This is a genomic window from Alteromonas salexigens (assembly GCF_025628895.1).
GTDB classification, from domain to species: Bacteria; Pseudomonadota; Gammaproteobacteria; order Enterobacterales; family Alteromonadaceae; genus Alteromonas; species Alteromonas salexigens.
On record NZ_JAOTJC010000008.1, the window covers coordinates 190,988 to 216,332 of the forward strand.

General features: G+C 52.3%; 24 protein-coding genes. 21 read left to right on the plus strand and 3 right to left on the minus strand.

What is annotated here, in order from left to right; all coding sequences use genetic code 11:
• Nucleotides 1-5 precede the first annotated feature (5 nt).
• The gene (locus OCL06_RS10395; RefSeq protein WP_262994245.1) at nucleotides 6-689 is read left to right on the plus strand and encodes a class I SAM-dependent methyltransferase; all 684 of its coding nucleotides are present in this window, start codon (nucleotides 6-8) and stop codon (nucleotides 687-689) included.
• Nucleotides 690-866: 177 nt separating this feature from the next.
• On the opposite strand, the gene OCL06_RS10400 is transcribed toward OCL06_RS10395, so the two are convergent.
• Genes OCL06_RS10400 through OCL06_RS10410 form a run of 3 tightly spaced genes read right to left on the minus strand, consistent with a single transcriptional unit; the run spans nucleotide 867 to nucleotide 4,097 of the window.
• A complete protein-coding gene (locus tag OCL06_RS10400) occupies nucleotides 867-1,568 on the minus strand; it encodes a nucleotidyltransferase family protein (RefSeq protein ID WP_262994248.1) in 702 nt (233 codons plus the stop codon).
• Nucleotides 1,568-3,052, minus strand: coding sequence for a PfkB family carbohydrate kinase (locus OCL06_RS10405; RefSeq protein WP_262994250.1), 1,485 nt, complete (start codon nucleotides 3,050-3,052; stop codon nucleotides 1,568-1,570). Before OCL06_RS10405 ends, OCL06_RS10400 begins: the two co-directional genes overlap by 1 nt.
• A 1-nt stretch (nucleotide 3,053) precedes the next feature.
• Nucleotides 3,054-4,097 (minus strand): zinc-binding dehydrogenase, encoded by a 1,044-nt coding sequence (locus OCL06_RS10410; protein ID WP_262994252.1) that lies wholly within the window; start codon nucleotides 4,095-4,097, stop codon nucleotides 3,054-3,056.
• Between the two features lie 298 nt (nucleotides 4,098-4,395).
• Here OCL06_RS10410 and OCL06_RS10415 point away from each other — a divergent pair, with 298 nt between their 5' ends.
• The 20 genes from OCL06_RS10415 to flhA all read left to right on the plus strand — a co-directional run bounded on the left by OCL06_RS10415 (nucleotide 4,396) and on the right by flhA (nucleotide 25,327).
• Nucleotides 4,396-5,196, plus strand: a complete 801-nt coding sequence (locus OCL06_RS10415) for a flagellin N-terminal helical domain-containing protein (RefSeq protein WP_262994254.1) — start codon at nucleotides 4,396-4,398, stop codon at nucleotides 5,194-5,196.
• Between the two features lie 145 nt (nucleotides 5,197-5,341).
• Nucleotides 5,342-6,805 (plus strand): sigma-54 dependent transcriptional regulator, encoded by a 1,464-nt coding sequence (locus tag OCL06_RS10420; protein WP_262994256.1) that lies wholly within the window; start codon nucleotides 5,342-5,344, stop codon nucleotides 6,803-6,805.
• A 139-nt stretch (nucleotides 6,806-6,944) separates the two neighbouring features.
• Entirely contained in the window at nucleotides 6,945-8,084 is a 1,140-nt protein-coding gene (locus tag OCL06_RS10425; RefSeq protein ID WP_262994258.1) for a sensor histidine kinase, read from the plus strand.
• Entirely contained in the window at nucleotides 8,081-9,424 is a 1,344-nt protein-coding gene (locus OCL06_RS10430; protein ID WP_262994260.1) for a sigma-54-dependent transcriptional regulator, read from the plus strand. Before OCL06_RS10425 ends, OCL06_RS10430 begins: the two co-directional genes overlap by 4 nt.
• Nucleotides 9,425-9,775: 351 nt before the next feature.
• The gene (gene fliE, locus OCL06_RS10435) at nucleotides 9,776-10,105 is read left to right on the plus strand and encodes a flagellar hook-basal body complex protein FliE (RefSeq protein WP_262994262.1); all 330 of its coding nucleotides are present in this window, start codon (nucleotides 9,776-9,778) and stop codon (nucleotides 10,103-10,105) included.
• Nucleotides 10,106-10,117: 12 nt separating this feature from the next.
• On the plus strand, nucleotides 10,118-11,815 hold the full coding sequence (gene fliF / locus OCL06_RS10440; RefSeq protein WP_262994263.1) for a flagellar basal-body MS-ring/collar protein FliF: 1,698 nt from the start codon (nucleotides 10,118-10,120) through the stop codon (nucleotides 11,813-11,815).
• Between the two features lie 11 nt (nucleotides 11,816-11,826).
• The gene (fliG, locus tag OCL06_RS10445; protein WP_262994265.1) at nucleotides 11,827-12,870 is read left to right on the plus strand and encodes a flagellar motor switch protein FliG; all 1,044 of its coding nucleotides are present in this window, start codon (nucleotides 11,827-11,829) and stop codon (nucleotides 12,868-12,870) included.
• 14 nt (nucleotides 12,871-12,884) lie between these two features.
• The gene (gene fliH, locus OCL06_RS10450) at nucleotides 12,885-13,667 is read left to right on the plus strand and encodes a flagellar assembly protein FliH (RefSeq protein ID WP_262994267.1); all 783 of its coding nucleotides are present in this window, start codon (nucleotides 12,885-12,887) and stop codon (nucleotides 13,665-13,667) included.
• Nucleotides 13,660-14,994 carry a flagellar protein export ATPase FliI gene (fliI, locus tag OCL06_RS10455; protein ID WP_262994269.1) on the plus strand — a complete coding sequence of 445 codons (1,335 nt, stop codon included), beginning with the start codon at nucleotides 13,660-13,662 and terminating at the stop codon, nucleotides 14,992-14,994. The genes fliH and fliI overlap by 8 nt, the downstream gene beginning before the upstream one ends.
• A 5-nt stretch (nucleotides 14,995-14,999) precedes the next feature.
• Nucleotides 15,000-15,443 carry a flagellar export protein FliJ gene (fliJ, locus tag OCL06_RS10460; RefSeq protein ID WP_262994270.1) on the plus strand — a complete coding sequence of 148 codons (444 nt, stop codon included), beginning with the start codon at nucleotides 15,000-15,002 and terminating at the stop codon, nucleotides 15,441-15,443.
• 136 nt (nucleotides 15,444-15,579) lie between these two features.
• Entirely contained in the window at nucleotides 15,580-17,541 is a 1,962-nt protein-coding gene (locus OCL06_RS10465; RefSeq protein WP_262994271.1) for a flagellar hook-length control protein FliK, read from the plus strand.
• 85 nt (nucleotides 17,542-17,626) lie between these two features.
• Nucleotides 17,627-18,151 (plus strand): flagellar basal body-associated protein FliL, encoded by a 525-nt coding sequence (fliL, locus tag OCL06_RS10470; RefSeq protein ID WP_262994273.1) that lies wholly within the window; start codon nucleotides 17,627-17,629, stop codon nucleotides 18,149-18,151.
• A gap of 12 nt (nucleotides 18,152-18,163) precedes the next feature.
• Nucleotides 18,164-19,222, plus strand: coding sequence for a flagellar motor switch protein FliM (gene fliM / locus OCL06_RS10475; RefSeq protein WP_262994274.1), 1,059 nt, complete (start codon nucleotides 18,164-18,166; stop codon nucleotides 19,220-19,222).
• Between the two features lie 27 nt (nucleotides 19,223-19,249).
• Entirely contained in the window at nucleotides 19,250-19,669 is a 420-nt protein-coding gene (fliN, locus tag OCL06_RS10480; protein ID WP_262994277.1) for a flagellar motor switch protein FliN, read from the plus strand.
• Nucleotides 19,670-19,697: 28 nt separating this feature from the next.
• Nucleotides 19,698-20,114, plus strand: a complete 417-nt coding sequence (gene fliO, locus OCL06_RS10485) for a flagellar biosynthetic protein FliO (RefSeq protein ID WP_262994865.1) — start codon at nucleotides 19,698-19,700, stop codon at nucleotides 20,112-20,114.
• Nucleotides 20,115-20,175: 61 nt separating this feature from the next.
• Nucleotides 20,176-20,871: a flagellar type III secretion system pore protein FliP gene (gene fliP, locus OCL06_RS10490; protein ID WP_262994867.1), complete on the plus strand. Its 696-nt coding sequence runs from the start codon at nucleotides 20,176-20,178 to the stop codon at nucleotides 20,869-20,871.
• Between the two features lie 9 nt (nucleotides 20,872-20,880).
• The gene (fliQ, locus tag OCL06_RS10495; protein WP_262994279.1) at nucleotides 20,881-21,150 is read left to right on the plus strand and encodes a flagellar biosynthesis protein FliQ; all 270 of its coding nucleotides are present in this window, start codon (nucleotides 20,881-20,883) and stop codon (nucleotides 21,148-21,150) included.
• A 2-nt stretch (nucleotides 21,151-21,152) separates the two neighbouring features.
• Nucleotides 21,153-21,935: a flagellar biosynthetic protein FliR gene (gene fliR / locus OCL06_RS10500; protein ID WP_262994282.1), complete on the plus strand. Its 783-nt coding sequence runs from the start codon at nucleotides 21,153-21,155 to the stop codon at nucleotides 21,933-21,935.
• Nucleotides 21,936-21,946: 11 nt separating this feature from the next.
• Nucleotides 21,947-23,071 (plus strand): flagellar biosynthesis protein FlhB, encoded by a 1,125-nt coding sequence (flhB, locus tag OCL06_RS10505; protein WP_262994284.1) that lies wholly within the window; start codon nucleotides 21,947-21,949, stop codon nucleotides 23,069-23,071.
• Between the two features lie 156 nt (nucleotides 23,072-23,227).
• Entirely contained in the window at nucleotides 23,228-25,327 is a 2,100-nt protein-coding gene (gene flhA, locus OCL06_RS10510) for a flagellar biosynthesis protein FlhA (protein ID WP_262994286.1), read from the plus strand.
• Nucleotides 25,328-25,345 lie beyond the last annotated feature (18 nt).

Sequence of the window (25,345 nt, forward strand, 5' to 3'; positions counted from 1 at the left end):
TTATTTTGAAAGACGCGACTAACACTGCAGAGAAAGAAGAGTGGGTTGATCACATTATCGATACCCCAGGATTTACTTTGGGACCCAGAGCTTCATATGCCTATTTAAATGACCCTCGCCGCTTAGCCTTCATGCTCGCACGATATAAGTTTTGCGCAAAAATGCTAATTGGGAAAAAACATATTCTGGAAGTCGGTTGTGGTGATAGTTTTGGTTCGCCAGTCGTAGCACAAGAGTGCGAAACGATGACCGGTATTGATATTGAAGAGAGACTTATTGAAGAAAATAAGGTTCGACTAAAAGATATCGACAAGCTTCGTTATCAGACCTGCGACATAACTCAATCGGCGCCGGACGGTATGTTCGATGGCGCAATTTCGCTGGATGTCCTGGAACATATCCCATTTGAATTGGAAGGTCATTACTTTGAAAATGTAACCAGCGTATTGGATGATAATGCGATTTTCATCGTGGGCATGCCCAATATAACATCAGACATTTATGCCAGTAAGCCGGGCCACAGCCCCCATATAAATTTAAAGGACGAGAAAGGCATTCGTGAGTCAATGGGACAATACTTTAGTAATGTTCTGGTCTTTTCTATGAATGATGAAGTGGTCCATACCGGATTTACGCCGATGGCACATTATTTATTTGCAGTAGGAATAGGCAAGCGCCCACAGGGCTGAGTTTACTAAGCCCGGCTTTTGACAATAGTGCCGGGCTCAGCTTAATTCTGTGGTTAGGGTTTGCAAAGGTGCTTTTTTGGCAGAGCCGATATAATTACCGGACAGATTAATTAAAATAGCACCTGGGGCGGTTTGCTATGCCTTAGCTTACCTCTTTCCCAACAACTTACACACAGCTCATCTATCGTTTTGAAAATCACTCAGTGCCTGCTTATAGCTAGCAGGTGTGCCAATGTCTCTATGATATCGGTGATTAACCCAGCCATTAATTCTTCCTAGTAACATAGGTATTAATTGAGTACTTATATCACTGATGTTGCTGTTTCTGAGTAACGTAATTGCCTCTAGCGAAAGAATATAAACTGCCCCATTCGCCAGGTTACCCGGTGGATTGGCGACTTTCTCATGCATGTCGATAATCGTCGTTCCATCAAGCTCTACAATGCCGCAGGACGTTGGTGTATCAGACTTAAACAGCATCATCGTCATGACGCAATGAGCAGGTCTGTTCTGATGGGCCTCGATGAAGGCGGCTAAGTCAAAAACTGATAAGTTATCAGCGTGTACAACTAATACATCACCTTCTGACAATGCATCCATGTTATTTAGTAGTGTGCCTGCTGTGCCAAGCAGTTGTGGCTCATACCAGCATTTCAGATTGTCGAGATGTCGCCAGACCCGGTCTAAATGGCTTTCGACTTGTTCGTGAAGGTAGTGAGTATTGACAAAAATTTCGGTTATTGAAGAAAAGGAAGACAGCATTTCAAGCCAATAGTCGAGCAATGGCTTACCGTTTATCGGCACCAAACACTTTGGGGTGTGTAAAGTAAGCGGTCGTAGCCGGGTACCTTCTCCTGCTGCCAGTAACACAGCTTTCATTACAAAATCTCCGCAAGCCGATTATGTACAGCCTGTTTTGAAATCGGAATATTCCCGCGTACATCTACCTGAATTGCAGAGCTGATACTGCCCATGAAGGCCGCTTGCCAGATGCTCGCACCACTGGCGAGCATCAGCGCAGTGGTCACGTACATGGCATCACCGGCGCCAGCTGTATCAATGGCAGTATCAGAAAATGCAGGAAGATTATCTGTGTCCAGCACGCCGGAGACCGGATTGAGATGACGTATCAAAACGCCCTCTGCACCTAGCGTCACCATAACATTCTTTGCATTAAGCTTTTCCGCTACACCTTTAGAGACTTCAATTAACCCGCTACCATCATCCTGCATTAGCTGCCGGGCTTCTATTTCAGTGGGCGTAGTCAACAGCAGGTTTTTGAATTTCCCAAGATCACCGGCCTGTGATGATGTTTGACTATCGGCCACAACAGGTATGTTTTTGTCATGGCATATTTGGCTGATTTTTGAAATCAGCGGTGGGCATAACATGCCAAAATTAAAATCAGCGAATATTACAATATCAAATTCATCAGCGCGTTGCGCAAAGCTCTCAGCGAAGTCGTCTACCAGAGAGGCATCGATATCGTGGCGGCGATACTGGTTTACCCGCAGTAAAGTTTTGTCTTTTGCACGGTAGCGGAGTTTGTGGGTCGTGGGGCGTGAAGAATCTGTTTTGATTACCGACCTGATTCCGTACTCATCAAGTTTGTGGTTGGCAAAGTCGCTGTGTGTATCGTCTCCACATACACTGAAAAATGTAACGTCAGCACCCAGGCTGGCTCCATGTGCAGCGACAATGCCTGCGCCGCCCAAATAGCAGAAAGACTCTAACGGGCTAACCGCTATCGTTGGATCCTCCTGAGACATGCCAATAGCGAGACACTCCTGATATTCGTCCACGATGATATCACCTAGCACTGCAACTTTGAGGTGGCTGAAACGCTGAAGAAACTGTTGTAGTTTTTCACGGCTGATATCGTAGCGGTCATGATAGTGCTGCAATTTCTGGGACAGCTCGGAGTTTTCGCGCAATTGCCGCTGAATTAATTCACGACTCGAAAATAACTTCTCACCGGAGCTGAACACCAGTCGGCCGCCATAAGTCTCAATAATTTCCTGCTCTGGATTATGGGAGTTAGAAAACTCCTTCCCTTTCACGATAACGTCAGGCTTTATGGTAGCCAAAACATCCAACCGATCACCGTTCACAACGATGACCTCATCCACGCAGCTGAGAGCTTTGAGCGCCAGCAGCCTTTCTTCGTTTCCAAAATAAGCGCCTAGTGAGTCGTGCTGATCGTAAAGGCCGACTACCAGCACATCGGCTTGTTCCGCGGCAAATAGCAGAAAGCGAAGATGGCCGGGATGTAAAATGTTGAAATTCCCGGAAACGAAGCACAATGAATTACCTTGCTGCTTTAGTTCATTGAGCCTTGCTAGTGTTTGCTGCTTTGTTTCCATATTAATTACCATTCAGCGAGACAATTGCTCTCACAACCTTCTGATTTTTTAAATCAGTTAACGCTAGGTTGATGTTTTGCAATGAATACTCTTCTGACAAAAAATTATTGAGTGGTTTTATCGTGTCCGGCGACGTTGCTGCTTCTTCCAGCAATGCTTGTGGGCTGGCGCCACCTCCCCAGGATCCTTCAATCTTCTTCCCACATATCAATTCGAAGGGATCTAACTGGATCTTTTCACCTTGTTTGGGATGTGAGGCAAAAACGCATTTGCCATTTCTGGGATGGATAAGCGCAAACGCTAATTCAATAGTACGGCAGCTTCCAGCTGCTTCAACTGCGTGGTCCAGCATACTTCCCTGCGTTATCTCAGCGACTTCCTTCACTATACTTGCTGTATTGGGGTTAAGTACTACGTGGGCACCAAGGCGTTTAGCAAGCTGTAACTTACTTTCATTGGTATCAATGGCTACTATAAGCCCGGCGTTGCAATTTACTGCTGCCAGTAGTGCCGAGAGGCCAATGCCTCCCAACCCCACGATGCCAATCGATTCACCTTCTGCTAATGCAAGCTGGTGTTGGACCATCCCCATGCCGGTGGGCAGGGCGCAACCAAACAGTACCCCTTCTTTCAACCCAATTCCGGTGGGAAGCGGGTAACACCGGTTTTCCGATACCACGCTGTATTCACTAAAGGTGGTAACAGCGCCAGCGTTGATAGTTCCGATCGGCGATGAGTACTGAGTGCTGCCAGCATCGAGTCCTGTTCCTTTAATCCAGCCCAGCACAACCTTATCATCAGGGGCAACAGTAGTTACACTAGGTCCGGTATCGATAACTGTTGCGGTGGCCTCGTGACCAAGCATATGGGGGAGATACTTATCTTCACCGCGAGCCCCTGCTACTTCCATTAACTGGCTGTGGCATACACCGGAATAATGAATTTTAACCAGAACTTGCCCCTGGCCCAATGCGGGTACCTGAATGTCGTCAATAATCTCTAGTGGATTACCACATTGGGTAAGTACGGCTGAAGTGAATCTCATTGGTGGTATAAACCCGAATTATTACTGTTATTTGTTATCGGTGCATTTGGCGACGGCTTTAAAAAATTGCAAACTGGTAGCAGAGAGCCCAAGAGTTCATGTCCGCGCGCTACTGTTATCCCGTAGGAGCATTAAACGTCGCGTTGCTAGTGTAAACTCTGACATTTCAATACAAAAGCAGTAATCAGCCTTTAAGTGGTTAAGTTCATACCTATGTATGTTTGTATGTCTTTGTCAGTGATTCGTCAGCTTACTTTTTCACCATTGTTTTGCTATAGTTCAGTCATTAGGAGGGCGTATGATCAATTTCGATGCGGGCTCAGGCTCATCACTCTTGCAACAAGTGCAGGAAAAGCAAAACAACCTGATAGAAAAACTTGCCAGCGGCAAGAAGGTGAATAGTGCGGCTGATGGCGCGGCGGCGCAGCAAATTATCGATCGCCTTACTTCACAGGTCGAAGGTAATCGTCAGGCTATCAGTAATGCTTACGATGGAATTTCACTGGCGCAGGTAGCTGAAGGCGGGCTGGAGGGCATCAATAATGATGTCAGCCGTATCCGCGAACTAACTGTTCAGGCCGGTAACGGCATTCTCAGTGACAGTGATAAGCAGGCCATTCAGTCTGAAATCACCCAGTTACAAGACAACATTTCCCAGACCATTGAGCAAACTAATTTTGCCGGCAAGCCATTACTGTCGGAAGATGGTGCACTTAGCTTTCAGGTGGGGGCGAACAATGGCCAGCAAATTGATGTGGCCACTCAGGATATTGGTAGTCAGCTAGCCGGTGTACTAAGTATCGATCTGACCGGTGGTACCAGCGTAAACGATGCGCTCAGTGCCGCTGATGCCGCTATTGAAACTGTAGGCGGCGCCCGTGCCGACCTCGGGGCAACCCAAAGCCAGTTCGAAAGTACCGCCCGTAACCTGTCACAAAGTGATGTGAATGCGTCAGCCGCACGCAGCCGGATTGCCGATACCGATTACGCACAAACTGTATCTGCGAGTGTGGCCAATGATGTACAGGGCCAGGCGGCACTAACGGTCCAGGCTCAGGCGAATCAGCAACAGGGCCAGGTGCTTGCATTGCTGAATTAATCACCAGCCGTTTACAGAAAAGCAGGGGAACCTGCTTTTTTTATTGCCTGAATTCAGGAATCAGCAGTTGCGCCAGTATCTTTTACCGTTACAATCTGCAGATGCGCTAGACTGTTAATTATAAAAACGCGTAGTCGGGGACTGGATGAAGGATATTTTGCTCGTTAGTGATAACGGCGACCTAATACACAGCTTAGAAACTATCATTACTTTCTTAGGGGAGCCTAGTCAGCATTCGTCGTTCGACGCCTGCGCTGACTATCTGCGCTCTCATACGGTAGATGCTGTGCTTATTGACTTCGCAAACGCCCGCGCCGCACAAGCTCTCATCAATCAGTTTCCCCACGTACCTTTCGTAGGATTGCAGGACGGCGAGGGACGCGCCAAATCCGACTGCAATCTGGTCAGCGTGATCACGCTGCCGTTAACCTATGCGGTGCTTACTCAGTCTATCCACCGGTGTCAGGAATATGCCCGGCAGAAGCCCGGGGCCGTGCGCTCAGGTGGGGCTAAGACCCGGCTGTTCAGAAGCCTGGTGGGCAAAAGTGAACAAATTCAGTTCGTACGCAGAATGGTTGAGCAAGTGGCACCCACTGATGCCACCGTACTCATTCTGGGGGAGTCAGGGACGGGTAAAGAAGTGGTTGCCCGTAATGTGCATTTCCTTTCTGCCCGTAAGGACGGCCCGTTTATTCCGGTAAACTGTGGGGCTATTCCTGGCGAACTGTTGGAAAGTGAGCTGTTCGGTCACGAAAAAGGCGCGTTCACCGGCGCGATTAGTGCCAGAAAGGGGCGTTTTGAACTTGCCGAAGGCGGTACCTTATTTCTTGATGAAATAGGTGATATGCCTATGCAAATGCAGGTAAAACTGCTGCGCGTATTGCAGGAGCGTATGTTCGAACGGGTCGGCGGCAGTAAGCCCATGCAATGTAATGTACGTATTATTGCAGCTACCCACCGTAATCTGGAAACCATGATTCAGGAAGAAAAATTCCGTGAGGATCTTTTCTATCGCCTGAACGTGTTTCCCATTGACAGCCCGGCCCTGAGAGATCGCCGCGACGACATTCCCCTGCTGTTACAAGAACTGAACAGCCGTATCCAGGGCGATGGTGTAGACGGGGTGCGGTTCACTGAGCAGGCCATCGGCTCACTTATGGAACACGACTGGGCGGGTAACGTCCGGGAATTGTCCAACCTGGTAGAGCGTCTGAGCATTCTGTATCCCGGTCAGGTAGTGGATGTTCAGGATCTTCCGGCTAAATATCAGTATGGTGATGTGGAAGCTTATCAGCCTGACTATCCGGAAGAGCTGCTGGAGCGGGACGCCTTTAATGCTTTGTTCGCCGAAGCGGCAGCGTCGGAAGAGTCTGATGCTGATCAGTCTGAGCCGGAACCAGAGCCAGAACAAACGGCACCTTCACAGCTACCGGAAACGGGTGTCAATCTGAAAGAATATTTGTCTGAACTGGAAATCGATCTCATCCGTCAGGCACTCGAACAACAAGACTGGGTGGTCGCACGGGCCGCGGACAAGCTGGGTATGCGGCGAACCACGCTGGTGGAAAAAATGCGCAAATACGATATCCAGCGAGAGACCCAGTGCTAAACCCAGCGTCGGGTTATTGACGTTTACCCCATTCCATAATTCCTGCCTAACATGCTGAAAATACGCTAGTTAATTTTTGGCACAACAAATGCAATTCAATACGCCATAAGCAATCCGTCTGCTTTTTGACGAGGAACCTATGGCATACGATAGTAGCGTTAACGCCACCACTGAATTTGATACTCATACGTCCATGTACACGGCATTCGATAATGCCCATGTACCGGATGCCAGTGATGCTGAACTGGTGTCGCTGCGTCAGCAGGCCAGCCGTCTTGAACATCTGTTAAAAGTGATGCCCGCCGGTGTCATTGTACTGGATGGACGGGGCATTGTCCGCCAGGCGAACGATCAGGCCCGGGATCTGTTAGGTGAACCGCTGGAAGGGCAAATCTGGCGAACTATCATTCAACGTTCTTTCAAGCCTCGTGCCGACGATGGTCACGAGGTATCGTTGACAGACGGACGCCGGGTGAAGCTTTCTATTACGCCTTTAGAAGGAGAGCCTGGACAGCTTATCGTGCTGACCGACTTAACCGAAACACGGCAGTTGCAGGCTCGCGTCAGCCATATGCAGCGCTTGTCGTCACTGGGTAAGATGGTGGCCTCGCTGGCACATCAAATTCGCACACCGCTGTCTGCGGCTATGTTATATGCCTCTAACCTTACCCGGAAGGGGCTGGGCGAAGAGGCCAGCCACAACTTTGCCAACAAGCTTACCGCCAGACTGCAGGACCTGGAAAGTCAGGTCAATGACATGTTGTTGTTTGCCAAGTCTGGTGAAGAGCAGGTGGTAGCGGCATTGTCCTTATCTGATGTGGCGGCGGCGATCACGGCCAATGGCCAGGCCATTGCGCAGCAGGCCGGGCAGACTCTGCGCTTAGTAGGGTTTGACAGCGACGCCACATTTACCGGCAATCTCACTGCACTGCAGGGCGCATTGCTGAATCTCATCAATAACGCCAGCCAGGTGACGGCAAAAGGCGGGACGATTACTGTCCTGGCCGCCACCGCTGATAACCAGATTACCCTGTCGGTGTGCGACGAGGGTCCGGGCGTATCCACAGAGCTGGTGGATAAAATATTCGAGCCGTTTTTTACGACAAAAACCCATGGCACCGGCCTCGGCCTGGCGGTGGTGAAGTCAGTGGTTAATGCCCATAAAGGGACGCTGGCCGTAACGAACCTTGCTAATCAGGGCGCGTGTTTTACTTTGTCGCTGCCTGCTCATAATGAACCAAGCCGTCAACTGCAGTCGAATTCAGGAGTTCACGCATGAACAAAACCACTATTTTGATCGTTGAAGACGACGCCGGCCTGCGCGAGGCACTTATCGACACCCTGTTACTGGCAAACTATAACGTACTCGCTGTCGACAGTGGTGAGGAAGCGATTACCACGCTGGCAGCCAAGCCGGTGGACTTGGTGGTCAGTGATATTCAGATGGGAGGCATGAGTGGCCTGGCACTGTTGAAAACCATTAAAAGTAAGTACCCGAATATGCCGGTGCTGCTGATGACAGCGTTTGCCACTATTAATGATGCGGTGCAGGCCATGCGGGATGGCGCCACAGATTATCTGTCTAAACCGTTTGCGCCAGAAGTGCTGCTAAATCTGGTAGGGCGCTACGCACCTGCCCAGAAAGTGGAGAGTCGCACACCGGTAGTGGCCGATCCGTCCAGTATTGAGTTGCTCACACTGGCCCGCAAAGTGGCCCGGTCGGAGGCCACCGTGATGGTCCTGGGCCCCAGTGGCTCGGGTAAAGAAGTGCTGTCACGGTATATCCATGACCAATCGGCGCGCGCCGCGGAGCCATTCGTCGCAATCAACTGTGCCGCTATTCCCGAAAACATGCTTGAAGCAACGCTGTTTGGTTATGAGAAGGGGGCCTTTACCGGCGCGGTACAAGCCTGCCCGGGAAAATTTGAACAAGCCCAGAACGGTACCCTGTTACTGGATGAAATTACCGAGATGGATTTGAGCTTGCAGGCCAAGTTGCTGCGGGTATTACAGGAACGTGAGGTTGAGCGCCTGGGTGGCCGCAAGATGGTCCAGCTTAATGTGCGGGTGATTGCTACCAGTAACCGTGACTTGCGTCAGGCGGTTGACGCCGGTGAGTTCCGCGAAGATCTCTACTACCGGCTGAACGTATTTCCAATGGTATGGCGTCCGCTGTCACAGCGCCCCGGTGATATCGTGCCGCTGGCGGAACATCTGATAAGCCGCCACGCTCAGGCGCAGGGGCTGGGGACTATCCGGCTTAGCGCGGCAGCGCGGAATAAGCTTACCCAGTACGACTGGCCCGGCAACGTACGGGAACTGGAAAACGTGGTGCAACGGGCGCTCATCCTCTGCGAGGATCATTGCATTGACTCATCAGATCTGATGATTGATATGGCTGCCTCACTGGCCAGCCATGCGCCGGACAGCAATTCGTCGGAAGATGCCAGCCGGTTAGGCTCTGAACTACGCCAGCAGGAGCATCAGATTATTCTGGATACGCTGGAGATGTGCAACGGCAAGCGCAAAGATGTCGCCGAAAAGCTGGGGATCAGCCCACGCACGTTGCGCTATAAGCTGGCCAAAATGCGTGAGGACGGCATCAACGTTCCCGCCTGATCCGGCAGTTACTGAACCGGCAGTGCCTGAGCATTGCCGGATTTTTTGTTTCCTGTCACAACACCCGCAGGTGCAGCGCTTTCGGGCTTAGCGTATCCGCCAATTACCGACCCGGTGTTGCCAGGCCTAACGTGCCCTTACTTACCCTCATCTAATCCGGTACCTCAGGCATGACGTGTCGAGGTTCAGATACGGTCGCTTGCTTTTTAAACACACCTTCCTGTCATTTTTTTGGCATGACCCATAACTTTATGATCAATAACAACTTTTAAAGTTGGTGCGCTATTTGCTGTAACCCTTGCAAAGTTATCGGGTCAGCCAAGAATCTGACTGTATCCCCCAGGAGAGATTATGGACGTTAAAGCCAACAGTTTGTATCAGGAAATGCAAAGCATGATCGGGCAAACTCGTCTGCAGGCGAACGAACCCCAGGAACTGATCAAGCAAAACCCTTCTGCCAGCGAATTTTCAGACATGCTGAAAAATGCGGTTGAAGGCGTGAACAGCATGCAACTGCAGTCCAAAGACGCCCAACAACGTTTTGAGTTGGGCGACCCCTCGCTGAGTCTGGCTGAGGTCATGCTCACCAAAGAGAAAGCCGGCATTGCCTTTGAAGCCACTGTCCAGGTGCGCAACAAGGTGCTGGAAGCCTATAAGCAAATCATGAACATGCCGGTTTAAGTGGAGTAACGTATGGCTGAAACGACAGGTACTAACCTGGCCGTTGCCGACCAGGCAGGTGGCACAGACAACGAACCGGAGAATAAATCCGGCTTTATGGACACGCTCGGCAGTGCCGATATGATGCGTCAGATGGCGCTGGTCGTCGTGCTGGTTATCTGTGTGGCTATTGCCGTGTTTATCCTAATTTGGGCGCAGGAGCCTGACTACCGGCCACTGGCGAAAATGGAAACCCAGGAGCTTATTGAAACCCTGGATTACCTTGATGCTAATCAAATCGATTATCAGCTGGAAGGTAACACCGTACTGGTTCGGGTCGACGAATATCAGAATATCCGCATGGGTATGACCCGCCAGGGCCTCTCCCGGGAACCGACCTCCGGCACTGACATTATCATGCAGGACATGGGCTTTGGTGTCAGTCAACGGCTGGAAATGGTGCGTCTGAAGCACGCCCGTGAGCAACAGATTGCGTCGACTATTCAGGCGATGGACAGTATCCAAAAAGCCCGCGTGTTGCTGGCACTTCCCAAAGAAAACGTGTTTGCCCGCCGGGAGAAGAAAGCCTCTGCCACTGTAGTGCTGACCGCTAAGCGCGGAGTGGCGATTAAAGGGGAAGAGGTTGACTCGGTTATTGATATCGTGGCGTCTGCTGTACAAGGCATGGAGCCGTCGAAAGTGACGGTGACCGACAGCAACGGGCGATTACTGAACTCAGGCTCGCAAGACTCCATGAGCGCCCGGGCCCGCAAAGAATATGAAATTGAGCGCCAGCGGGAAGACGAGTACCTGAAGAAAATTGATTCAATTCTGATTCCGGTGTTGGGCATCGGTAATTATACCGCCCAGGCTGATGTATCCATGGACTTTACGTCGATGGAACAAACGCAGCGTAGTTATAACCCTGATCTCCCTGCCGTACGCAGTGAGATGATTGTCGAAGAAAACAGCGTGGGCGCTGGCGCGGGAGGCATTCCCGGTGCCCTGTCTAACCAGCCGCCACTGGACTCAAATATCCCGGAAAACGCCATCGGTGACGGCAGTCAACAGCCTGTGCCCGGCCGTACCAGTAAAGAGGCCACCCGTAACTACGAGCTGGATACCACCATCAGCCACACCAAAAAACAAACCGGCGTTATTCGCCGCCTGAGTGTGTCGGTAGCAGTGGATTATGTGCCAACCTCAGCCGGTGAAGGCGAGAGCACGATGGCACCCCGCAGTCAGGAAGAGCTACTGAATATCCGGCGTCTGCTACAGGGCGGCATTGGTTTTGACGTGACCCGGGGTGACTCGCTGGAAGTGGTGAGCGTCCCCTTCACCCGAGTTGATACCGGGGAAGTGGTAGAAGTGCCTTTGTGGGAGCAGCCTGAATTCCTGCCTATCCTGAAATTGCTGGTCGGCGGGCTGGTTATCATCGTACTTATCGTATTCGTAATTCGTCCGATGTTGCGTAAACTGATTAACCCGGACTCCACCAAAGACAACGAAGACTTTGATGCCGACGAAGGACTGGATTTGGGTGACGAGACCATTAGTATGTTGTCTCAGGACTTCGATGAAGGTCAGGTAGGGTTCGCAGCGGATGGCTCGCTGATGTTACCTGACCTGCATAAAGATGAAGATGTACTGAAAGCAGTACGGGCCCTGGTGGCCAACGAGCCTGAGCTGTCTGCGCAGGTCGTTAAAGGCTGGCTGATGCAAGATGAGTAGGAATTAATCCCATGGCGGAAGAGTTAGCAACCACTGAAGATGAAATCAGCTATGACGTCAGTAAGCTGGAAGGCGTAGAAAAAGCCGCGATATTGCTTTTGAGCCTGTCCGAAGAAGACGCCGCGCAGATACTGAAGCACCTGGAACCGAAACAGGTGCAGAAGCTGGGCAGTGAAATGGCCAAGGTCGATGATATGACCCAAACCAAGATCACTGCCGTGCATAAACATTTTATTGAAGAAATTCAGAACTACAGCACCATTGGTTTCCAGAGCCAGGACTTTGTGAAACGGGCGCTAACCGCAGCGCTGGGCGAAGACAAGGCCGCTAACCTGATTGATCAGATCATGATGGGCAGTGGGGCCAAGGGGCTCGACTCGCTCAAGTGGATGGACTCCAAACAGGTGGCCAGCATCATCCGCAACGAACACCCGCAGATACAAACCATTGTATTGTCCTATCTGGAACCGGAACAAAGCGCCGAGATCCTGGCGCAGTTCCCGGAAAAAGTGCGCCTGGATTTATTAATGCGTATCGCCAACCTGGAAGAAGTGCAGCCCGCAGCGCTGCAGGAGCTCAACGAAATTATGGAAAAACAGTTTGCCGGTCAGGCAGGTACACAGGCAGCCAAGATGGGCGGCCTGAAGTCTGCAGCCGATATTATGAACTACCTGGACACGGCTATCGAAGGCCAGTTGATGGACGCCATCCGCGAGCAGGACGAAGAGATGAGTCAGCAGATCCAGGATCTTATGTTTGTCTTCGACAATCTGGTGGACGTGGACGACCGTGGCATTCAGGCTATTTTGAGGGAAGTGCAACAGGATGCGCTGCTTAAAGCCATCAAAGGTGCCGATGACGAGCTGAAGAATAAGATCATGAAAAACATGTCGAAACGTGCCGCAGAAATGTTGGCCGACGACCTGGAAGCACTGGGGCCTGTGCGTATTTCTGAAGTGGAAACCGCACAGAAAGAAATTCTGTCAGTGGCCCGTCGACTGGCTGACTCTGGCGAGATCATGCTTGGCGGTGGTGGCGGCGAAGAGTTCCTGTAAGGACAGCCTGAATCATGAGCAAACCAAAGCCATTTTCGTCAGATGAAGCCGAAGTCGCCAAGTCCTGGGACTTACCGTATGTAGAGAAGCCTGCTTCGCAGGACGATCCTTCCCGCACCAACGCATTTAACCGACGCTCAGACTGGAAATATGAGCCGCCGGAAGAGGAAGAAGAAGTGCTTCCTCCAACGCTGGAAGAAATTGAGGCTATCCGGGAAGCGGCGCGGGAGGAAGGCTACGAAGAGGGTAAAGCCCAGGGGTTTGAAGAGGGGCGCACGGCCGGTTACGAAGAAGGCAAAGCCAGTGGTTATGAAGCTGGCCACGAAGAAGGTAAAAATCAGGGGCTCGAAGAGGGCCAACAACAAATTCAGGAGCAAACGGAACGTTTTGCCCTGTTGGCGGATGCGCTCAGTGCCCCGCTTAGCCAGGCCAACGACGAAACCCGCCAGCAACTGGTGAAACTGGCGGTGACGCTGGCCCGCGCGGTCATCAGAACCGAAACAACCACCAGTGATACCGTTATTCTGCAGGCGCTGTCAGAAGGGCTGAAGGCCCTGCCTATCAATGAAGCTCAGTATCAGATACGCATGCACCCCAACGACATCGCCCGGGTCACCGAACATTTCGGCCAGGCCACCCTGGATGAAAAGCACTGGCAGCTGGTAGAGTCGCCGGGAATGCAGGAAGGCGGATGCGACATTACCACCTCCCAAAACGCGGTGGATGTTTCTATTGAACGGCGCTGCAAAGATGTGCTCGACAAATTTCTGTTAAACCAGGGGCTCGATAATGACTAGTCCCTGGCATGATTACCTCGACCGTCTGCCTAAACAAGTGGCGGTTCCACCCGTAGTGGCCGCCGGAAAACTGGTGCGGGGTATTGGCCTGACACTGGAAGCCGTGGGGTGCCAGCTGCCAGTGGGAAGTCAGTGCCTGGTGCAAACGGTGGAAGGCGAGATAGAAGCCGAGGTTGTAGGCTTCGGTGAAGATATCACTTACCTGATGCCCACTGAAGCGGTCCGTGGCATTGTACCTGGCAGCCGGGTACTGCCCCTTAACCGCGAAGGCGGTCTGGCGGTGGGAATGGGGTTGCTCGGCAGGGTGGTGGATGGCAACGGTCAGCCACTGGACGGACTGGGCGCAATTAATGCCTCCACCCGGGTGCCCACCTCCCGGCCACCTATGAACCCGCTGTCCCGCCGACCTATCAGCAAACCCATGGATGTGGGCGTGCGCGCCATCAATGCCATGAACACGGTAGGTATAGGTCAGCGAATGGGACTGTTTGCCGGCAGTGGCGTGGGGAAAAGTGTCCTGCTTGGGATGATGACCCGGGGCAGTGAAGCCGATGTGGTCGTGGTTGGTCTGGTGGGCGAACGGGGCCGGGAGGTCAAAGAGTTTATTCACGACATACTTACCGAAGAAGAGCGTAAGCGTGCAGTGGTTGTGGCGGCGCCCGCTGATACCTCGCCGCTTATGCGTCTGAAAGGCTGTGAAACTGCCGTCACCATTGCCGAATATTTCCGTGATCAGGGTATGAATGTACTGTTGCTGATTGACTCGCTAACCCGTTACGCCATGGCGCAGCGGGAAATTGCGTTAGCAGTGGGCGAACCCCCGGCCACCAAGGGCTACCCGCCCTCGGTGTTTGCCCGGCTGCCGGCGCTGGTAGAGCGTGCCGGTAATGGCAGCGACAAACAGGGCTCAATTACCGCGTTCTATACGGTGTTAACAGAAGGGGATGACCTGCAGGACCCTATTGCCGATGCGGCAAGGGCAATCCTCGATGGGCACGTAGTGCTTTCGCGCTCGCTTGCTGACAGCGGGCATTATCCGGCTATTGATATCGAAGCGTCCATTAGCCGTGTGATGCCTATGGTGGTCAGCGATGAACATCTTATGCAGGCCCGCCGGATCCGACAGGTGTACTCCAACTACAAACAAAATCAGGATCTCATTGCCATTGGGGCCTATGCAAAAGGCTCTGATCCGCGTATCGATCTTGCTATCCGGGCCGAGCCGGCCATCAATGCGTTCCTGCAACAGGGCATGAAACAGGTATTGCCCTATGACGAAAGCCTGGAAGGCATGACCGCACTGGCCACCGGGTTAGGTCAGGGGTAGCCTGAATGTCATCACAACTCGCCCGGGTGGCAGAATTCGAACGAGAACGGGAGCAACAGGCAGCCCAGCTGTTTCAGCAAGCTCAGACCATGGTGAACCAACAGCGTCAGAAGCTGGCCAGTCTCGAACAGTACCGCACCGATTATCTTAAGAACATTCAGCAAACGGGCAAGTCGGGTGTCGAGGCCCGCCAGTACCATCAACACTTGTCCTTCGTGGGTAAACTCGACAAAGCTTGTGAGCAACAAACCCAGTACGTGTCGCAGGCAGCGCTGGCTGCAGATCAGCGCAAACGGCAATGGCTTGCCCAGCAGCAACGCTGCAAGGCGGTAGAGCTGCTACTGGAGAAAAAACGGCAGGCCGCTCAGCATCTTGAAGCCCGTCGCGAACAAAACATGCTGGACGAATACGCTAACCGGGCTTACTTCCGGCGCTTCCACGCGAAATAATTCCCCTCGCTACCATCCCCTGTCTCGCCTATTGGAACGATAATTGCTCAATGAGTATAACGATTGATTCGTTCTCTTGGATGAAGCCAGATAACCCGGTAGCTGGCAAAGAGACAGGGTGTACAGGAACCTCATTATGATGCAACAAGTTGCCGCTTCGCGTTCAGACATTGCCGCTTTAGGCAAATCATCCGCTCAGACTGAGACGGACGCCCAGCAGACCGAGAGCGAATTCGGCGCCCTGTTTCAGCAGGCGGCCGAGGCAGACAAGGGGGCAAACCCTGCTACCAGCGGAGCTGCATCAACATCAGAGCAAGGTCGCCAGACCAGTGACCGTCAGTCACATCAAGAGTTGAACCGCTCCCGCCAGGCCGCAGACAAGGCCAGCGTTAACAGCTCCGGCGAGGACGCTGAGTACGTTACAGATGCACCGGAGCGAACCGATGGGGTGAGTGCCGCCGAACCTGCGGAAAGTAAGGCCGACCGGATGACCTCCATTCCGGTAGAGCCGGTCACCGACGAACCGAATGACGGTAACCTGGTGGACATGAAAGCGCTGCCGGAGAAAGCCTCGCTTCAGGATTTATTAAACGATCAGCAAGGCGAGGTGGACTGGCTGGCCTACGTAGATGCAGTGCGTAAAGCAAGCGGGGAGGCGGTCGCTCCGGAAAAGCCCGGGGACAGGTATGAAACCCTGCCTGTCATGCCTGCACCGGCAGCCTCTGATGAGGCCGCAACCGATCCTCTGACTGCATTACTGGCAGCGCTGCACGGCGAAGATCCGGCTGCAGAGGCTGCACAGTTCAGCGCGATAGAAGCAACCGGAATTACAGCGGGCAAGGTCACTGAACACAGGGCAGACAAAGGCGACGGGAAGCAGGAAATTTTGCCGATCATGCCTATCATGACCCGTATCGCTGAGCTATTAGGTGAGCAGACTAGTGAAGGCACAGGAGCACCTGCATCGGGCAGCAACAAAGAGGCATTGAGTGCTCTGCGCGGGGAGTTAATGGCGGCACTGCGTCAGAATACCGGCAGTAACGAAACTGTGAATAACGCGCCGCTGGCAAATCTGACTGAAGGCGATGCTGATTTATTGTTACAGGTATTGCAGTCGGAAGTAGTGCAAGCGGCAAAAGACGGGGGCGAAAAGCTCAAAACGCTACCGGTTGGACCCGGCCCCGAAGTGGGCGCGAATAATCAAACCGGACAACTTGCTGGCATGGCCACCGCCGATGCGGCAAAAAGTTTAATGCAGAGTATGCAGGCAGGCAGTGAAGCCAGTCAGCAGCAAATGACCGAAGCCCTGGCTGAAAAAGTTGTGGCATTGTTACCGCCAACGGCATCCGATCAGCAACACCAGCAGGTGAAGCAGTCTATTATAGGTGGTATTCAGGAAATACAGTCGCAGCTGGCGCAGGGGCGAGAACCGGGAATTGATTTGAAAGCGTTAGTCACCGATGCCCTTCGTGATGCCAATATACCGGTTACACCGCACATGCTGTCCCAGGCTGAACAGCAGGTCTCTCAGCTGCATATGATGTTGAGTAGCGCGCAAAGTACTGCTGCCCAGGTAGTCAGTTCACAGCTGGTTTCAACCGATGCGGTTATTCAGGAGAATAGTCAGGTTCGCAGTGAGTCTACTAAAGCGCAGGCCCAGGCCGACGGGCTGGATAAACCGGTAAATATTACTAAAGCTGAGGGGCAACAGCAGCTTCACGAAAAAATCCGCTGGATGGTGAACGCCCGTAACCCGATGGCCGAAATTCGTCTGGATCCGCCCGAACTGGGCAGTATGCAGGTCCGGGTTAATGTGAACGGCGATACCGCCAGCGTTAACTTTGTGGTGCAGTCGCAGCAGGCAAAAGACGCGCTGGCTGATGCAGCGCCCCGTCTACGGGATATGCTGGCTGAGCAGGGTATTGAGCTGGGAGAGTCATTCGTACAGCAACAGGGTAGTGGCGAGGAGGGTACCGGCGACGAGACTGACGGTCAGTTTGCTGGCCGGGGTCAGCGCAGCGACGATGAAGAGGAACATACGGTGATAGAACAGCCAATCACCCGTGAAAGCCGGGGCGGAATTGATTACTATGCGTAAAAAAGCGTGCACTTTGACTTTAGCAGCATTGCCATTTAGCGCTGAAGCCCGATAATACGCCCTAGCAAACACAGAAGGGTTACCCATGGCAGAAGAAGAATTACAAATCGAGGAAGATGGCAAGAAGAAAGGCAAAATGATGATGATCATCATGATTGCCGTCGTGCTGATTGTGGGCGGCGGGGCCGCATATTTCTTCCTGTTTACCGGCGATGACACGCCAGCAGCCGCGCAGCTGGCTGCTACTGATGGCGCAGCAGCGCAGGCACCGGCAGCAAACGCCCAGGTAGGCACCGCGTTATATGTGGCGATGCCACGGCCGTTTGTCTTTAATGTCCCCGGCAGCGGTCGTGACCGGCTGGTGCAGATAAAAGTACAGTTATTGGTTCGCGGGTCCGATAACGAAGAAATAGCCAAGTCTCATATCCCGTTAATTGAAGGCAAGTTGCTCCAGGTATTCAGTTCCGCTAATGCGGATGACCTGGTGACCGAAGCGGGAAAAGTTGAACTGCGCGACAAGGCAGCTCAGGAAGTACAGACTGCGATGCAGGATATCGCGGGTGCCAAAGTTGTTGAGCGGGTGTTGTTCACCGGCTTTGTCATGCAATAACAGGAATGCCATGTGAGTGATTTATTATCCCAAGACGAAATCGATGCCCTGTTACATGGTGTCGATGACGTAGAAGAAGAAGAGGTCAGCGATTCGCCCTCGGATTCGTCTGCGCTGGAGTATGATTTCTCCTCACAGGACAGAATTGTCCGAGGACGCATGCCCACCCTGGAAATCGTTAATGAGCGATTCGCCCGGCATATGCGGGTGAGCCTGTTTAACATGATGCGTCGCTCCGCCGAAGTCTCCATTAATGGCATTCAGATGATCAAGTTTGGTGAGTACATACATACCCTGTTTGTACCTACCAGTCTGAATATGGTGCGTTTCCGCCCGCTTAAGGGCACCGGACTCATTACCATGGAAGCGCGGCTGGTGTTTATTCTGGTAGACAACTTTTTTGGTGGTGACGGACGCTATCACGCCAAAATTGAAGGCCGGGAGTTCACACCTACCGAGCGCCGGATTATCCAAATGCTTCTTAAAATCATCTTTGAAGATTATAAAGAAGCCTGGGCGCCGGTAATGGACGTGTCTTTTGAATACCTCGATTCAGAAGTAAACCCGGCCATGGCCAACATTGTGAGCCCCACCGAAGTGGTGGTGATCAGTTCTTTTCATATTGAGCTGGATGGCGGCGGGGGGGACTTTCACGTATCGCTGCCGTATTCCATGCTGGAGCCCATCCGCGAACTGCTGGATGCCGGCGTTCAGAGTGATAAAGAAGACACTGATTTGCGCTGGAGCAAGGCGCTGCGCGATGAAATTATGGATGTGAAAGTGGCACTTACCACCCATATGCTGGATGTGGATGTACCATTGAAAGATGTCATGGAATTTAAAGAGGGTGACATTATTCCGGTGGAAATGCCGGAGCATATCACTGTGCTGATTGAGGATCTGCCCACCTTCCGCGCGAAGCTTGGGCGTTCCCGTGACCATTTGGCACTGAAGATTACAGAAAAGATCCCGCGGCCAACGTCGGTGAAATCTGAACTACAGTTATTAACACGCGGCGGTCGTATCATCGATAACGATGCGGAGCTGCAAGTACTCGAAGAAGACCTGTAACAGGTCGTTGCGACAAGAGGCAATCCTATGAGTGAAGAAGACGGCATGGACGATTGGGCTGCTGCCATGGCAGAGCAGGCCGATTCAGAAGCTGATGAGCAGGGCGAGGGCGGCAACGACGGCGATGACGTTAGGGTTGCTGAGCTCGATGAACTGTCTGACGACGCGCCTATCTCCCAGGAAGAAAAGAAAAAGCTAGATACTATCCTGGATATCCCGGTTACCATTTCTATGGAAGTGGGGCGCAGCCAAATCAGTATCCGAAATTTATTGCAGCTGAACCAGGGCTCGGTGGTGGAACTGGACCGGGTGGCGGGCGAGCCATTAGATGTTTTGGTTAATGGCACGTTGATTGCTCATGGAGAGGTAGTAGTAGTCAACGATAAGTTCGGGATTCGGTTAACGGATGTTATTAGTCAAATCGAGAGAATTAAAAAACTCAGGTAAAACTCTTTTGAAAGCAGGAGGTTGCGCAATGCTCCCTCTTGCTGCTTCCCCTTCTGCTGTCGCTCAAAGCACGCAATCAATCACTAATCCCACGTCGGTACTGTCAATTTTTCTATCACTTTTGCTGGTGGTCGGGATTATCTTTGCGCTTGCCTGGGTAATGCGTCGATTTAATGTCACTCACAGTGGTAACGCCCAAATGACCGTGGTTTCCAGTATGATGGCCGGAGCAAAAGAAAAAATTATGGTTATTCAGGTAGGCGACGAGCAGCATTTAGTGGGCGTCACCGCGAATAACATTAACCATCTGAGCAAGCTCGACAAACCTCTGGAAGTAAGTAAGCCCGCCTCATCTCCCTCCGCCGATCAGTTTAAACAAAAGCTGGTCGCCGCGATGGCAGGTAAGTTAAATCCGGCGGTAAAGGAGCCTGGCCATGAACGTTAGTCGTTGCTTTGGGCTAATAGCCGCAGCTGTAATTGTGTGGGCGCTCGGCGCCGAACCGGTAATGGCCCAACAGGGAATTTCTGCGGTTACGGTGAGCACTAATCCGGATGGTACGCAGGATTACACTATGACGCTGCAGGCGCTGTTTATTATGACAGCGCTGAGTCTCATTCCTGCCTTCATCATGATGATGACCTCATTTACCCGCATCATCGTGGTACTGTCAATTTTGCGCCAGGCCATTGGTTTGCAGCAATCGCCGTCTAACCAAATTCTCATCGGTGTGACCCTGTTTCTGACCATGTTCATTATGAAGCCGGTGTTCGACGAGATTAACGAGCGTGCCTTACAGCCTTACCTGGAAGAAGAGATGAGCTCCAAAGAAGCACTCGAGCAGGCGAAGGGGCCCATGCGCGCATTTATGCTGTCGCAAACCCGGGTGAAAGATCTGGAAACCTTTGTGCGCATCGCCGGTGAAGAAGATAAGTATCAGGAGCCCGCCGACGTACCGCTGACAATCCTTATACCGGCATTTGTCACCAGTGAGCTGAAAACCGCCTTTCAAATTGGCTTTATGTTGTTCATTCCGTTTCTGATCATCGACTTGGTGGTGGCCTCCATTCTAATGGCCATGGGTATGATGATGCTGTCACCCATGATCGTATCGCTGCCGTTCAAACTGATGTTGTTTGTGCTGGTGGATGGCTGGAATCTGATTTTCGGTACCCTGGCAACCAGCTTCGGTATGGGTGTATAGGAGAGCAGCATGTCACCAGAGGTATTTGTCGAAATTCTCCGCGAAGCCATGTTCATGGTAATCATGCTGGTGTCCGCTGTTATCGTGCCCAGCTTGATCGTGGGACTGATTGTGGCGGTGTTTCAGGCCGCCACGTCCATAAACGAGCAAACCATGAGCTTCTTGCCAAGACTGCTGGTGACCCTGCTGGCCCTGAGTTGGGGCGGCAACTGGCTGGTACAGCAACTGATGGATTATTTCTTTCACATGGTCGACCTTATTCCGCAGGTGGTGGGCTAACCATGGAATACGATTTGAGCACCATCAATCAGTTTCTGGCTGATATGTTGCTGCCGTTTATGCGTATATCCGGGTTATTCGCAGCCATGATTGGATTGAGTGCCAAGTCTATTCCGCCGCCGGTCAGAGCATTACTGGCAGTCATGCTTACCCTGGTCATTATGCCCGTGGTGCCGCCGTCACCGGTGACTGATATGGTCAATGTGGGAACCTTTGTGCTGGCTATTCAGCAGCTGTTGATCGGGATTGCGATAGGCTTTGTTTCTATGATGGTACTGAATACCTTCGTACTGGCAGGGCAGGTAGTTGCAATGCAGACCGGCCTGGGCTTTGCCTCTATCGTTGACCCGGTGAACGGCATCAACGTACCCGCGGTGGGTCAGTTCTATCTAATCCTGGCCACATTGCTGTTCTGGGCGATGGACGGGCACCTGTCGATGATTCATATGATTGTTATCAGTTTTGAGGCCTTTCCCATTGGCGCGGAATGGTTCAGTGGTGATCAACTCAGATCGATTGCACACTGGGGCGGATGGATGTTTGTGTCAGCCCTCACGCTGTCGTTAGCGCCGATTGTGTCATTGCTTATTGTTAACCTGGCATTTGGGGTGATGACCAAGGCGGCGCCACAGCTGAATATTTTCAGTATCGGTTTTCCCATTGCGCAGGTCACCGGGCTTATTATCATTTGGATCACCATGGAAAACTTCATTACTCACTTTGAGCTGCAGTGGACCCGGGCACAGCAGTTTATGTGTGAACTGTTGCGGATATGTCCGCCCTAGGAGTATAGCGCATGGCCGATACGCACGAAAAAACAGAAGACCCCACGGGGAAAAAACTCGACGACGCCAAAAAGAAAGGCCAGCTGGCCCGATCCCGCGAGTTGTCTACCACGCTGGTGCTGATTGGCAGTGCCATCATGTTTCTGGTGCTGGGCGGCCAAATCGCCCAAGCGTTGTATATTGTTACCCGCCGGTCGTTCTCGCTCTCCCGGGATGAAACCTACGACGTCACGCATATGTTTTCGGCGTGGGGCGAAGCGTTTATGAATATCAGTTCGCCCGTGCTTATTTACATGACAGTGACGATGGTGGCAGGTATCTACGGCTCGATTGCGCTGGGTGGGTTTAATTTCACCTGGGAGGGGGCGAAGTTTAAGGGCAACAAAATGAGCCCCATTGCCGGCTTCAAACGCATGTTCGGTATGAACGGTCTGGTGGAGCTGATTAAAGCCATTGCCAAGTTCTTTGTTATTGCTGCCATGGCGCTGCTGGCGCTCACAATTTTTCGCGATGAAGCCCTGCATCTGGATGTAGAGCTGTACCCGGGGAATATTTTCCACGCGCTGGACATGCTGGAGTGGGCGTTTCTTATCCTGGTACTGGGCATGCTGCCGATTGCCGCCATCGATGTGCCTTATCAAATATATAAACACAACAAAGAAATGAAAATGACCAAGCAGGAGGTCAAAGATGAGCGTAAGAACGCAGACGGCGACCCTCAGGTCAAAGGCCGGATAAGACGCCTGCAGTATCAGGCTGCCGCAAAACGGATGATGCAGGAAGTGCCGAATGCCGATGTGGTAGTGACCAACCCCACCCACTTTTCGGTGGCGATTAAATATGATGATAACGGTGGGCGGGCGCCAGTTCTGGTGGCGAAGGGGGCCGATGAGCTGGCCATGCATATCCGGAAAATTGCCACCGCCAACGATGTGCCATTGATCCCGTCGCCAATGCTGGCACGGGCCATTTACTATTCCACCGAAATTGAGCAGGAAATACCCCATAAGCTGTTTATGGCGGTGGCACAGGTACTGGCGTATGTGTATCAGTTAAAAGCCTACCGCAAAGGCAAAGCGCAGCGACCGAAACCACTGAAAAAGGATTTGCCCATTCCGCCGGAATTAAGGCGCTAATCACACCTTCTTTTGCCAATGTATGTAACACTAAGTGTTTGTCACACATAGCTTTAAATGCTTTTGTTGAGGAGCCCTTCAAGCTGGCATGGTAGTTGTACTAACTTCATCAGAGAGACACGAGTGTCAAATTTCTGATAGTGAGTACAATTCGCCATGGTGTTATCAGGCTACCTGCAACGGTTTGACAAAAGTCAGCTGCAAAAGCTAACCACCGGCCTCGGCGCCCCTGTGGTGCTGCTGGCCATTATGGGCATGGTTATACTGCCCATGCCGCCTTTTCTGCTGGATATTCTGTTCAGTTTCAATATTGCCTTATCGTTGGTCATTATCCTGGTGGCCGTCTTCACCGAACGGCCGGTGGACTTCGGTATTTTCCCGCTGGTGCTGTTGATAGCCACCGTATTGCGGCTGGCTCTGAATGTGGCTTCTACCCGGGTGGTGTTGCTGTACGGCCATGAAGGCGGTGACGCCGCCGGAAAAGTCATTGAGGCTTTCGGCGAAGTGGTTATCGGCGGCAACTACGCGGTAGGTGTGGTGGTATTCGCCATCTTGCTGATCATTAACTTTAAAGTAGTGACCGCAGGTGCAGGCCGTATCTCAGAAGTGAGCGCTCGCTTTACGTTGGATGCTATGCCGGGTAAGCAGATGGCGATTGATGCCGACCTTAACGCTGGCTATATCGATCAGGACCAGGCCCGTGAGCGTCGCGAGGAAATTACCGCCGAGGCGGACTTCTACGGTTCAATGGACGGTGCCTCAAAATTTGTAAAAGGTGATGCCGTAGCCGGCCTGTTTATCATGCTGATCAATATCGTCGGCGGACTGTTTATCGGCATGATCCAGCATGACCTGAGCTTCGGCAACGCCATTGAAGTTTATACGATCCTGACTATCGGTGACGGCCTGGTGGCGCAAATTCCTTCGCTGTTACTGTCGGTCGCCACGGCTATCATTGTTACCCGGGAAAACGAAACCCAGGAAATGGGCAAGGAAATCCAGACTCAGCTGGGCAATCAGCAGGCTCTGTACATTGCGGCCGGGGTATTGTTTGTGATGGGGATTATCCCTGGGATGCCACACTTTGCTTTCCTGGGGTTCTCTGCCCTGGCCGCAGGGTATGCGTACTTTCGCGGTAAGCAGGCCAAACAGGACGCTGAGGCGCCAGCGCCGGCAACCGGGCTGCAAGCTGAAGAAGGCGGGGCACCGGAAGTTAAAGAGCTTGGCTGGGACGATGTGCAGCAGGTCGATACCATTGGCCTGGAAGTCGGATACCGGTTGATCCCGCTGGTGGACAAATCCCAGGGAGGCGAGCTGCTTACCCGTATTAAAGGCGTGCGTAAGAAGTTATCGCAGGAGCTGGGTTTTCTTATTCCCCCAGTGCATATCCGGGACAATCTGGACCTGGATCCAAACGCGTATCATATCGCTATGCTCGGGGTCACGATCGGCGACGCACAAATCAGCCATGATGAGGAGCTGGCCATCAACCCCGGCCAGGTGTTCGGTAATCTGGAAGGCACCGCCACCAAAGACCCGGCGTTTGGTCTCGACGCGGTGTGGATTAAACCCGCGAAACGTGAGCATGCCCAAACCCTTGGCTACACCGTAGTGGATGCAGCCACCGTCGTTGCCACCCACCTGAGTCAGTTGTTAACCAATAATGCGTATCAGCTGTTAGGTCATGAAGAAGTACAGCAACTGCTGGATATGCTGGCGAAAACCAGTCCTAAGCTGGTAGAAGGGCTGGTGCCGGATATTTTGCAACTGAGTACGGTAGTGAAGGTACTGCAAACCCTGTTGTTTGAAGGGGTTCCCATCCGCGATATGCGCACGATTGTGCAGACCTTAAGTGAATACGGGCCGAAGAGTCAGGATCCGGATGTGCTGGTGTCGGCAGTTCGTATTGCGCTCAAACGCCTCATCGTGCAGGAGATTACCTCAGGCAGCCGGGAAATCCCCGTCATAACCTTGGCGCCAGAGTTGGAACAGATGTTGCACCAGTCTCTTCAGGCAGGCGGTGAAGATGGCGCAGGTATCGAGCCAGGGTTGGCAGACAAACTGCAACAATCACTGCAACAGGCCAGTCAGCAACAAGAGCTGGCAGGCGAGCCGGCGGTGTTATTGACCTCCGGCATGTTGCGCCCGGTCTTGTCACGGTTCTTAAAATATTCAGTCGCTGGATTACATGTCCTGTCTTATCAGGAAGTACCAGACGACAAACAAATAAAAATTGTCAGCTCTGTGGGTCAATAATCTGACGCCCGTTGCGTA